This is a genomic window from Chryseobacterium sp. HMWF035 (genome assembly GCF_003094695.1).
Lineage (GTDB): Bacteria > Bacteroidota > Bacteroidia > Flavobacteriales > Weeksellaceae > Chryseobacterium > Chryseobacterium gambrini.
This window is the reverse complement of record NZ_QEHP01000046.1, coordinates 1-12,253: the sequence shown is the minus strand read 5'-3', so window position 1 is coordinate 12,253 and position 12,253 is coordinate 1. Positions and strand designations below refer to the sequence as shown.

The following is a 12,253-nucleotide window of genomic DNA, read 5'->3' as shown; positions in this document are numbered from 1 at the left end:
CAATTAATTGGAAATCAAATAGTTAAATTAAAAAAACATTATTCAAAATAATAAAAAAAATCTTCCGACCATGACTAGCGGCTTTGCCGCCGCCGAAAACCTAAAAAGAGCTCAGACATGCCGCTCAATGGCTATTAAGAAAGTCGGATCATAAAAACGCGAGACAATAATCAGCATTTCAGCATCACAGATTTTAAAACAGCTCAATAATCCGACAGATTCTGTAAATTAATTTTTTTGATAAAACCCATATTAAAATCGTTTCACCAAACCCTATTTTAAGAAACTTTTCCCGAACTTTGACCTTATAAAATTTAAATTATGTCACAATCGCTTACAAGCAGAACGCCGAAACCAAAATACGACGTTGTTCTAATAGGTGGCGGAATTATGAGTGCCACTTTAGCTACCTTATTACACGAATTTGATCCTGAGCTCGAAATAGCTATTTTCGAAAGACTGGGACGGTTTGCCAAAGAAAGTACAGCAGCCTGGAATAATGCAGGAACAGGTCACTCAGCATTTTGTGAGCTCAATTATACCCCTGAGAAAGCCGACGGAACAATCGATATTTCAAAAGCAGAAAGCATCGCCGAGCAGTTTGAAATTTCAAAACAGTTCTGGTCTTATTTAATTACAAAAGGATACATCAGCGAACCGAAGGATTTTATCAATTCCTGTCCGCACATGAGTCTCGTTTTTGGAGAAAAAGATGCGGAATATCTTAAAAAACGTCATGAGAAAATGTCAGAATCCATTCTCTTTAAAGGAATGGAATTTTCAACCGATCACGATAAATTGAGAGAATGGATTCCTCTGGTAATGAGCAAAAGAAATCAGTCTGAAGTAATGGCGGCAACCAAAATGGATCTGGGAACTGATGTTAATTTCGGAACGCTCACCAGAAAAATGGGAAGACATTTGCTGGAAGATTCCAATGTTGAAGTTTTCCTGTACCATGAAGTAAAAGACATCGATCCGAAAGAAGACGGAACCTGGGAAATGAAAGTGAAAGACAGAATTCACAGCCACAAACAGGAAGTGGAAGCTGATTTTGTATTTATCGGAGCAGGAGGCTATGCTTTACCGCTGTTAGACAGTTCAGACATCAAAGAAAGCGAAGGATACGGCGGTTTTCCGGTTTCCGGACAATGGCTGGTAACTCATAATCAGGAATTGGTGGAAAAACATCAGGCAAAAGTGTATACACAGGCAACTGTGGATGCTCCGCCCATGTCCGTTCCACATTTGGATTTAAGAATAATCGACGGACAGAAAGCTTTGCTTTTCGGACCTTTTGCCGGATTTTCAACTAAATTTTTAAAAGAAGGAAGCTATCTGGATTTACCTGAAAGTGTGAATACTAAAAATTTAAGATCGCTTTTCGGAGCTTGGTGGCATAATATTCCTTTAACCAAATATCTGGTTCAGCAGGTCGCCATGACGAAGTCCCAGAGAATTCAGCATTTGAGAGAATTTATTAAAGATGCCAAAGAAGAGGACTGGGAACTAAAAGTTGCCGGACAAAGAGTTCAGATCATTAAAAAGGATGAAAAACATGGCGGAAAACTGGAATTCGGAACCGAAGTAGTGGTAAATAAAAAAGGAACAATTGCTTCTCTGTTGGGAGCGTCTCCCGGAGCGTCAACAGCAGTATATGCAATGCTGAACGTGCTTGAAAAATGCTTCCCCGAAAAACTTCATGGCGAATGGAAAGAAAAACTGCTGGAAATGGTTCCTTCTTACGGGCAAAAACTGGCAGATCATCCTGAGCTTACAGAAAAAGTGAGAAACTATTCAAAAGAAAAATTACAACTCGAATATTAAAAAAAGTGAGCGCTGAATAGTCAGTTTTTTAAATTAAAGTATTAAATTACAAACAATTGACTATTCACTTCTCACAAAGAAATTATGTCAGAAACACTTATAAAACCTGTGATCGTGAAAGAATTATTAGAATCCCTTCAAACCAAATTTGAGGAGGAACAGCAGGTTATTGTGCATTGCTGTTTTCCGGCATCACCCTTCTTTGGAAACCTCATCAGAATATGGCAGTCAACCTATCTTTTTGATAATCAGTCAGAACATCAGAGCAAACTAATTCATGCGGAAAACATTACCATTTATCCCAACTGGACTCCCGTTCCGTTTATGAAAGATTTTTGGTTCACCTTGGTGTTTTCAGGGTTGCCGAAAGACTGTAAAAGCTTTGATTTAAAAGAAGTTATTCCGGAAGAAGGCGGATTTTTTGTAGAATCCATTAAAAGGAATTCATCAGACATTTACCGCGTGAAAATTTCAGAATCTTACTGAAAATTAATCCGCTGAATGGCTTATTTACAGTAAAATCTTCATCGTAAATCATAGTTTTAAGTTCATGAAAAAATACCTACTTATCTTTTTACTTTTTCCACTTCTGATATTTTCTCAAAAATTTTCAAAAGAAGAATCCGAAATTAAAAAATTTCAGAAAGAACTGAATGCTGAATATGTAAACCCGAAAGAAACACCTTTACGCGGCGAGAATTTTAAAAATTTTAAGCAGCATCCTTTCTTTCCGATCAGTTTAAAATACAGAATTACTGCAAAATTCGAGAAAACGGAAAACGCAGAACCTTTTGATCTTCCCACCTCTTCAGGCAAAACAAAACCTTACAGAGAATATGGAAAAGCAACATTTCAGTTAGACGGAAAATCATATACATTAACGCTATATCAAAGCTTAGACTTAATCAAACAGAAAAAATACAAAGACCATTTATTTCTGCCTTTCCGTGATGCTACTAACGAAAAAGAAACCTACGGCGGTGGAAAATATCTGGATTTAACCATCCCAAAAGGCAAAACCATTATTCTGGATTTTAATAAATCGTATCACCCTTACTGTGCTTACAACGCTTACGATTACAACTGTCCCGTTGTTCCCGAAGAAAATAAACTTCCGGTTGAAATTCCGGCAGGAGTAATGTATGAAGACATTTATCATCATTAAATTATGGTAAAATTAAAATTTTACGAACCGAAAGATTTTCCCGGAGTAAGCTATACTTTGGACGAACTGCAGTCACAATACACCGCAACTGCAGAACAGGCATTACAGAAAATTGAAGAGCGGAGCGACACCCTTGCTTTTCCCATCACCATTCTGGAAAATCATCATCCTGCCGGTTTTTTTGTGCTGGATTTCGGAAATGATAAATTAGACCTTACAGACAATCAGAATTCTACGTTATTGCGCTCCCTTTCCATAAATCCTGAATCGCAGGGAAAAGGAATCGGAAAAGCAGCAATGATTCTTCTTGATGAATTTGTTCGGGAACACTTTAAAGATTGCAGCGAAATCGTTCTTGCAGTCAACCAAAACAATAGTTCCGCTTACGAATTATACCTCAAAGTCGGCTACAAATTCGACGGAAAAACAAGAATGGGCAGAAGCGGAATACAATATCTGATGTACAAAAAATTGTAAAACAGAATTTTTGAAAAAATTATCGGTTCAATAGAAAAGAGTTTTTGCATAATCCTTAAAAATCAAACTTTAAGAAATTTTTAATTCAGAATTTTCATGTTTGGCGTGAAACTTTCACCTAAATTTGAGTAACATCAAATAATAAAACATGGAAATATCTCTTCACAATCAGGTCGCTGTCGTTACCGGAGCTTCCAGCGGAATCGGGTCAGGAATTGCAAAATCACTCGCTTCAGCAGGAGCAACCGTAATTGTTAATCACTCTTCAGAACACTCTTTAGATGAAGCCAAAGCCGTTTTAAAGGAAATCACCGATGCAGGCGGAAACGGAATAACCTATCAGTGCGATGTTTCCAAAGAAGATCAGGTCGTTACAATGTTTCAGGATGTGGTTTCACAATTCGGAACAGTCGATATTCTCATCAACAACGCAGGCGTTCAGAAAGACGCAAAATTTACCGAAATGACGCTCGATCAGTGGAATACCGTCATCGGAATCAATCTTACTGGGCAATTCTTATGTGCGAGAGAAGCCATCAAAGAATTTCTTCGCCGTGGTATCGATCCTTCGCGTTCCGTTGCCTGTGGAAAAATTATTCACATCAGTTCCGTTCACGAAATCATTCCTTGGGCAGGTCACGCCAATTATGCTTCAAGCAAAGGCGCGATCAGAATGCTCATGCAGACTTTGGCGCAGGAATACGGAGCCGACAAAATCCGTGTCAATTCCATCTGTCCCGGAGCGATTCAGACACCCATCAACAAAGATGCATGGAACACTCCCGAAGCTTTAAACTCATTATTAGACCTGATTCCTTATAACAGAATCGGTCAACCACAGGACATCGGAAATATGGCAGCATTTCTGGCAAGTGATCTTGCAGATTACATTACCGGAGTCAGTATTTTTGTAGATGGCGGAATGACAACGTTCGAAAGCTTTTCAACAGGAGGATAATTCTTTGGGCGCATATTTCCGGCTTTCACTACTCGCTTTTTTGTGCCTTTACCTTTTCCAAAACTTACAAAAAGAGCTCAGACAGACCGTTCAATCCGGAGCGCATTGCAGCCGAAACATGAATGAACATTATTAAAGGAAATGAATTGTAAATAGTGAATGGTAAATTCGTTTCACTTGTCAATAAAGTACTTAAAGAAATAGTGTTTCAAAAATAAGTGAAACGCCTTTGTTTATCTTAATTTAGAAGAAAAAAATTACAGAAAAGCTTTGTCTGACTTTGCGATAAAATTTTTAATCATTTATCAATAATCAACCATCACTTATCAAAACAGCATGAAAGAAAAAGAAAGACTGTCCGACATTACTTGGAAAAAATGGGGACCTTACGTAAGCAACCGCGAATGGGGATTGGTGCGCGAAGATTACAGCGCAGAAGGAGATGCATGGAACTACACCAATCACGACATTGCGGAAGCCAAAACCTACCGTTGGGGCGAAGAAGGAATCTGCGGAATCTGTGATGACCTTCAGAAACTTGTTTTTTCAGTCGGATTCTGGAACAAAAAAGATAAAATGGTGAAAGAACGCTTCTTTGGCTTATCAAACGGTCAGGGAAACCATGGTGAAGATGTAAAAGAATATTTTTACTATCTCGACTCTACGCCTACGCATTCTTATATGAAAATGCTGTATAAGTATCCTCAAAATGCATTTCCCTACGATGATCTCATAAAAACCAATGCGGAAAGAGGAAAAGAAGATTCCGAATACGAATTAATCAATACCGGAATTTTCGACCAAAACGAATACTTTGATATTTTTATTGAATATGCCAAAGAAAGTCAGAATGATATTCTTGTGAAATTAACCGTGGTTAATAAATCAGAAAAAGATGCTTCGTTAATTATTCTTCCTACAGTCTGGTTCAGAAATACATGGAACTGGGGATATAATAATTACAAACCTCTGATGAATTCTGAAAATTCAGATTGTATCACGATTAATCATCACGATTTAGAAATCAAAAATGTATACGCAAAAAATGCTCAGAAAGTATTATTCTGCGATAACGAAACGAATAATGAAAGACTTTATCAGTCTCAAAACCAGTCAAAATATACCAAAGACGGAATCAACGATTTTATCATCAACGGAAATTCCCAGTCCGTAAACCCAAAAGATTTCGGAACAAAAGCATCCTTTCTCATCGACGAGAATTTTAAGCCAAAAGAAACAAAAACGTTTGAATTAAGACTTTCGGATCAGGATTTAAAACAGCCTTTTCAGGATTTTGAGGAAATTTTCGTTTCAAGACAGAAAGAAGCAGATGAATTTTATTCAGACATTCAGTGCGGAATAAAAACAGAAGACGAAAAACTGGTTCAGCGACAGGCTTTTGCAGGAATGCTCTGGAACAAAATGTTCTATCATTACAATGTGGAACGTTGGCTGAAAGGAGATCCTTCACAGTTTCCACCGCCAAAATCCCGTGAACACATCAGAAATTCTGAATGGAAACACCTCAACAACGAGCATATTATTTCCATGCCCGACAAATGGGAATATCCGTGGTACGCAACGTGGGATCTGGCTTTTCATACCATCAGTTTTTCATTAATTGATCCCGATTTTGCAAAACATCAGCTCAAACTGTTTCTTTTTGAGTGGTATATGCATCCAAACGGACAGCTTCCGGCTTATGAATGGGATTTTAGTGATGTGAATCCGCCTGTTCATGCATGGGCAGTTTTCAGGGTTTTTAAAATAGATGAATATCTGAAGGGTAATCCCGATCTGCAATTTCTGGAAAGTACTTTTCAGAAACTTTTAATGAATTTTACTTGGTGGGTCAATAAAAAAGACAACAACGGAAATAATATTTTCGAAGGCGGATTTTTAGGACTCGACAACATCGGTGTTTTCGACCGGAATATGCCGCTTCCAAACGGAAAACATCTGGAACAGTCCGACGGAACAAGTTGGATGGCAATGTTTGCTTTAAATATGATGAGAATTGCTCTTGAACTTGCTTTGTATAACAATGTGTATGAAGAAATGGCGATGAAGTTTTTTGAGCATTTTCTGGCAATTGCCAATTCTCTGGACAACATGGGAGAAGAATGTTTCAGCCTTTGGGATGAAGAAGACGAATTCTTTTATGATGCTATTGCTTCGAGCGACGGAGATCATATGTATCTGAAATTAAGGACAATTGTTGGGCTTATTCCTATGTTTGCAGTTGAGGTTATCGATGACGAAATGATCGAAAAACTGCCGAATTTCAAGAAAAGAATGAAGTGGGTTCTGGAAAATAAACCGGAACTGGCTGCTCTAGTTTCGCATTGGGAAGTAAAAGGTGATGAATCCAAACATTTACTGTCTCTTTTAAGAGGTCACCGTTTAAAGAGATTATTAAGCAGAATGCTCGATCCGGATCAGTTTTTAAGCGAATTTGGCATTCGTGCGCTTTCAAAACAATATGAAGACAATCCTTTTACCCTAAATCTTAACGGAACAGATTACAAAGTAAAATATACTCCCGCAGAAAGCGACAGCGGATTATTCGGGGGAAACAGCAATTGGCGCGGACCGATCTGGTTTCCGATTAATTTTTTAATAATTGAAAGTCTGCAACGCTTCTTTTTCTATTACAGTCCCGATTTTTTGGTGGAATATCCTACCGGAAGCGGAAACTATTCCAATCTTGATGAAATTGCAGAGGCTTTAAGCAAAAGACTGTCTCAATTATTTTTAAAAGATGAAAAAGGGAACCGTCCGTTTAATTCCCAATATCCCATATTTCAGACCGATCCGGATTTTAAAGACTATATTTTATTCTATGAATATTTTCATGGCGATACCGGTCGTGGAGTGGGAGCGTCGCATCAGACAGGTTGGACGGGACTTATTGCTAAAATTCTGATGCCTAGATTTTCAAGAAAAAATATCGCAGAATCTGAAACCGAAACACCGAAAAATGTGGAGTTTTAAATCAATAATATCTTACTTAACGCCAATTCTCAGGTATTAATCATTCAAATATCTGTTGAATAACTTCCAGAGAAGCCGGAATTTTAAAATCGGTGATATGGTAATGATAATACACAAGTATGCTGTCTAAAAAGTCTTTCCTGAAATTGGAATGTATTTTAATGCCGTAAGGATTTTCAGCAGAAAGAATTCTTTTCCAGATGGCTGAAACTTCTTCTGTAAACAGTTGATGCATTATTTCATGGGTAAAAGTTCCGGTTTCAGGATCAAGAAATTTCCCTTCGTTCAATAATGGTGCAACGCCCTGAATTTTTAGAATTTTAATTAAAAAAATAAGATGCGACTGATAGTTGCGGCTTTCCAGCTCATCCGTAAATTCTTCAAGACAGAAAAAAATATGATGATTTTTGTTTTCATGTCTCAGGTTTTGATTTAAAAAATCTGAAATAAAAAACACAACCGTATTACAACGAATATCTGTATAAATATCGTTGCTTTTAATCATTTCAAATTTTGAAATCGTCTGGATTCCGTTTCCTTTTACAGGATTTACAGAGAAATTAAGTTTGCTTAACGGCAGAAGAAGGGCTTTTTTCTTATTTTTTTTGGCATAAATTCCTTTCAGAAAATAAGACTGAAACCCGTCTTCCTCGGTGAAACAGTGCAGTACTGCATCATTTTCGCCATATTTTATATAGGATAGTAAAAATCCGCTTTGTGAATTCATTAATTTACGACAGCGATCTTCGCCGTAGCTTTGTCGGAGCCATCTTCATTGGTCATTAATACGAAATATACTCCCGAAGCTACTCTTGTTCCTCTCTGGTTATTGAGATCCCACTCGTAGTATCCTCCTCTTGCCACCGCAGAATGCACAACGTTTCCGGCAGCATCCGCAATTCGGATATTGGTAACTTCTGCCAATCCTTTTATAGTAACTTTACCTTTAAAATTAGAATACACTACAGGATTCGGGTAAACAAGTACATTGCCGAAGTTTGATGTTACATCGGCAACATCACCCTGATACGTTACAATTCCGTCGTAAGAAACAAAATATACTTTTCCTGTTTTTTTATCAACCTTGATATCGGTAATGGTATTCGTCGGAAGCGGAGAATTTTCTTTGGTAAAATGTTTAATGGTCTGTTGTCCGTCTGCAGAAAGATAATAAACTCCACCACCATCAACAGAAACCCACTTGTGGTCTCCTGCATCCACCTCAATCTGTAAAATCTGCCCGTCTCTGAAAAGCTCTTCACCCAATCCGTTTTGTTCTATAATAATTGGCTCAACGGTTGCGGAAGAGGGTGTTTTTATAGCAGAAACAGCATTTGGCAAAATCCTTAATCCCTGATCTCCGCCAATCCACGCATCACCGGATTTATCAATGGCAACAGAAATCGTTCCTCCAGAGTTTGTAGCGAAGCCGTTGGATTGAGTTAGAATATAGGCGGTATCGTCTGAAGGGCTTTGCGTCTTCTGTGTATCGTAGGCTATAAAAGTATTAGTTCGAGGCGTAGGAATAAAAAGAAGTCCTTCACTATATAAAGCTTTTTGTGCCGCTCCAAATTGAGAAGTGGTATTTTTTATAACAAAGTCATCTCCTGTCCTGTCATATGCACCGATTGCTGTATAAGGCCCAAGTGCAGCACCATCACCGGAGAAAGCTATAGAAGCAAAAAGATTGTTTGAGTCATCAAAGGTTAAACCGACAGGACGTCTTGTGAAGATATTAGTAGTTCCTAAATCATACCTTTTGACGAAAGTAAAATCCTTGTTTCCTGCATTGTATTTCATTTTATAAATTCCGCGTGATCCATCCGTCATGTAGTTTGCAAAAAATACATCAGTTGGATTTACAGGATCTGCAACAACATCCAAAACATTGAATACGGTTGAATTTCCTTTAAAATAGGAAGGATAGATCCAGCTCATCCCGTCAAAATAATAAAATCCGGGATTTTTTATATTGAAAATAGGGGTATTGAATCTGCTTTCTCTTCCTCCGGTAGAAACCAAAATCTGATTTTCTCCGTAAAGACTGATTTTATAAGCATAATTCTGATAAGGACCGTCCGGTTTGAAGGTATTTCCCCCCTCGTTTTTAATTCCTGAAAAAATTGTTCCGCCATAAACACTGCTTCCTACAGTGGTTGCAGTGTTACATTCCTCACCAAAAGTTACGTTTGCGTTAAAGTTTCCGTTGGTTCCGAATGTATACACTCTGCTGAGATCCGTAACTACAATACTGTTATTAGTTACTACGACATCATGAACATTGGTAAATGATTGTGAAAGCGGAGTGAAAGCTCCTCCATTATATACATAGGCTGTATTAGCTGAAGAAAAGCTCAGCACCCCTTCGGAATCGATATGCTTGAATGTACCTGCCAATTCTGTAGTCCAGGTCGAAAAAACAGGGAAAGTAGTATTCATCTCATGGCTTCTAAGACCGGTGTTGGTTACAGAAAACACTTTATTTCCAAAAATAGTGGCTTCATTACTTGCCTGATAAACTCCTCCTGATAAAAAGAATGCAGAATCTTTAAATTCTTTCTTCTTTAGATCGAATATTGAAACACCGTAACCTACAGAAATAACAGCAAGATCTCCGGTAATTGAGATATGGTTGATTTTTTTGCTTCCGTTATATCCGGTCGCAATAGGAATATCAACAACATAAGTAATTCCATCCGGAGTTATGACGTCCAGTGAACCGTTTTGATAACCTACCAAACCGATTTTGTTCTGCGGATTGTAATCAAAAGCTGAAACTTTAACCTCATGCAAACCGTTTGCTTTAGACAGTTTGGTAATTTCACCGGTAGAAATGGTATAGTAGAAAACCCCGCTTTCTGCTGCTGCAACTATTTTTCCGTTATCTTCTTTCATGGCAAGAACATTATTGTAGGAGAATAAGTCTGCCCATTTTTTTGAAGAAATAGTCTGTGCATGTGCAACTTGCAGGGATGCTAAAATACCAAGAGAGATTAAAGAGAGTTTTTTCATGCTTATGCTATTATGCTGCTGTCTATTACCTGATTGTTCCAGGAAATATGTTTTACATTTTTATTAGTATCAAAAAAGAAATCTATTCTACCCAACAGAAGACCTGCCCATCCGACCTGATTTACCAGAACACTTTTGCCTGCTCTGTTGGTAAAAGTCTGTGGTTCCGGTAAGAAAGTGTGGGTATGACCGCCCAGAATAATATCAATATTTTCTGTTTTGGCAGCTAAAATTTTATCACTTATTTTATTAGGTTCGTCTTTATAATCGTAGCCGATGTGTGAAAGGCAGATCACAAGATCACATTTTTGTTCGTTTTTCAGGAAGTTTGAATAATGTTGGGCAACATCTACAGGATCGGAGTAAACCGTTTCTCCATACTGTTTTTTGCCAACGAGCCCGTCCAGTTGAATGCCCACTCCGAAAATTCCTACCTTGATTCCGTTTTTATTGAATATTTTGTATGGAGAAGTTTTTCCGTCCAGAACGGTATTTTTAAAATCGTAATTTGAACAGATAAAAGGGAATTTTGCATTGGGTAAAACTTTCAAAAATCCGTTCAGACCATTATCAAAATCATGATTTCCCATGGTGGAAGCATCATATTTCATCATGGACATTAATTTAAACTCCAATTCACCGCCGAAAAAGTTGAAATAAGGAGTTCCCTGAAAAATATCTCCGGAATCCAGAAGCAAAACATTGCTTTCCTGATTTCTGATCTGTTGTATTAAACTTGCCCTTCTTGCAAAACCTCCCTGATTGGGATTTTTTGTATAGCTTGCGTCAAAAGGCTCTATTCTGCTGTGCTGATCGTTGGTGTGAAGAATAGTAAGCTTGGTTGCGGACTTTAAATCAAGAATGTTTAATTCTTCCGCCATCATCATATTGGGAGCTAAAGCCATTGCTAAAGTTCCGCCACCTATTGCTTTTAAAAAACTTTTTCTATCCATTACTTTTTACCGATAAAATTTAGACGAACATCTGTATTGGGAACCACTTCAGGAGTTTTCTTAAAATAATCGATGAAAAGATCTCTTAATTTAATTCCTGTCGGGATCATTTCCCCTTTCGAGAAAAATTTCATATTGTCACCTCCCAAAGCCAGATAATCTGAAGTGGCAATATAGTAATCCTGTTCCGGATTTACTGTCTTTCCGTTGATTAAAGTTTTGGTTAGCTGTCCGTTATTGGTTTCTATATACAAATGAGAAACAGGATTGTTTACCTGATGCTCTACATAATAATCGAAAAGTCCCTGAAGATCGCTGCCTTTCATTTTCACAATAATCACTTCATTTTCAAAAGGCATTACTTCAAAAACACTTTTCAGTAAAATATCTCCTTTCCCGATCGTGGTACGGATTCCTCCGATGTTAATGAGGGCTGCGTCTACATTTTTCTGTAAATTTTTCTTTGCCCATACATCAGCTCCGTCAAAAGTATAGTCTGCTAAAAGATTGCCTAAATTACTGTTATCTCCCTGTTTGGTAAGGTCTACATTGGTATGAGAGATCTTTTGGTTCATCTCTTTATCCAGTTTTTGCTTATAAGGTTCGATAATTTTTACAAATTCCTCCTCATTTTTTAGCTCATTATTAATAGAAATATTTTTCTGGGTCTTTACCTCTGCAATCTGCATGGAAGAAGCCGATGAAGCCGTCTTACAAGCCGAAAGGGCAGCCAGAGCAATTCCTAATAACAAGAATTTATTTTTCATAATATCTTTTAGTATATGCAAATATAATTATATGTATTTATAATAGTATGAATCAAATAAAAAAACCGCAGAAATTTTTCTGCGGTTTAAAATTTTACTT

10 protein-coding genes are annotated in these 12,253 nt (G+C 37.5%); 6 read left to right on the top strand and 4 right to left on the bottom strand.

Annotated elements, in window-relative coordinates; translation table 11 throughout:
* The first annotated feature begins 321 nt into the window (after nucleotides 1-321).
* From mqo to DD829_RS07365, 6 genes are all read left to right on the top strand, one after another.
* Nucleotides 322-1,827 carry a malate dehydrogenase (quinone) gene (gene mqo, locus DD829_RS07390; protein ID WP_108411638.1) on the top strand — a complete coding sequence of 502 codons (1,506 nt, stop codon included), beginning with the start codon at nucleotides 322-324 and terminating at the stop codon, nucleotides 1,825-1,827.
* An 84-nt stretch (nucleotides 1,828-1,911) separates the two neighbouring features.
* Complete coding sequence (locus tag DD829_RS07385; protein ID WP_108411637.1) at nucleotides 1,912-2,313, top strand: hypothetical protein; 402 nt, start codon at nucleotides 1,912-1,914, stop codon at nucleotides 2,311-2,313.
* 64 nt (nucleotides 2,314-2,377) lie between these two features.
* On the top strand, nucleotides 2,378-2,992 hold the full coding sequence (locus DD829_RS07380) for a DUF1684 domain-containing protein (protein ID WP_108409037.1): 615 nt from the start codon (nucleotides 2,378-2,380) through the stop codon (nucleotides 2,990-2,992).
* Between the two features lie 3 nt (nucleotides 2,993-2,995).
* Nucleotides 2,996-3,469, top strand: coding sequence for a GNAT family N-acetyltransferase (locus tag DD829_RS07375; RefSeq protein WP_087708978.1), 474 nt, complete (start codon nucleotides 2,996-2,998; stop codon nucleotides 3,467-3,469).
* Between the two features lie 148 nt (nucleotides 3,470-3,617).
* Nucleotides 3,618-4,427 carry a glucose 1-dehydrogenase gene (locus DD829_RS07370; protein ID WP_108409038.1) on the top strand — a complete coding sequence of 270 codons (810 nt, stop codon included), beginning with the start codon at nucleotides 3,618-3,620 and terminating at the stop codon, nucleotides 4,425-4,427.
* A gap of 336 nt (nucleotides 4,428-4,763) precedes the next feature.
* Entirely contained in the window at nucleotides 4,764-7,421 is a 2,658-nt protein-coding gene (locus tag DD829_RS07365; RefSeq protein WP_108409039.1) for an MGH1-like glycoside hydrolase domain-containing protein, read from the top strand.
* A gap of 40 nt (nucleotides 7,422-7,461) precedes the next feature.
* On the opposite strand, the gene recO is transcribed toward DD829_RS07365, so the two are convergent.
* Genes recO through DD829_RS07345 form a run of 4 tightly spaced genes read right to left on the bottom strand, consistent with a single transcriptional unit; the run spans nucleotide 7,462 to nucleotide 12,153 of the window.
* Entirely contained in the window at nucleotides 7,462-8,148 is a 687-nt protein-coding gene (gene recO, locus DD829_RS07360; RefSeq protein ID WP_108409040.1) for a DNA repair protein RecO, read from the bottom strand.
* Complete coding sequence (locus DD829_RS07355; RefSeq protein ID WP_185140311.1) at nucleotides 8,148-10,433, bottom strand: T9SS type A sorting domain-containing protein; 2,286 nt, start codon at nucleotides 10,431-10,433, stop codon at nucleotides 8,148-8,150. The genes recO and DD829_RS07355 overlap by 1 nt, the downstream gene beginning before the upstream one ends.
* A 2-nt stretch (nucleotides 10,434-10,435) precedes the next feature.
* Complete coding sequence (locus DD829_RS07350; RefSeq protein ID WP_108409041.1) at nucleotides 10,436-11,386, bottom strand: bifunctional metallophosphatase/5'-nucleotidase; 951 nt, start codon at nucleotides 11,384-11,386, stop codon at nucleotides 10,436-10,438.
* Nucleotides 11,386-12,153, bottom strand: coding sequence for a 5'-nucleotidase C-terminal domain-containing protein (locus DD829_RS07345; RefSeq protein WP_108409042.1), 768 nt, complete (start codon nucleotides 12,151-12,153; stop codon nucleotides 11,386-11,388). The genes DD829_RS07350 and DD829_RS07345 overlap by 1 nt, the downstream gene beginning before the upstream one ends.
* Nucleotides 12,154-12,253: the final 100 nt, after the last annotated feature.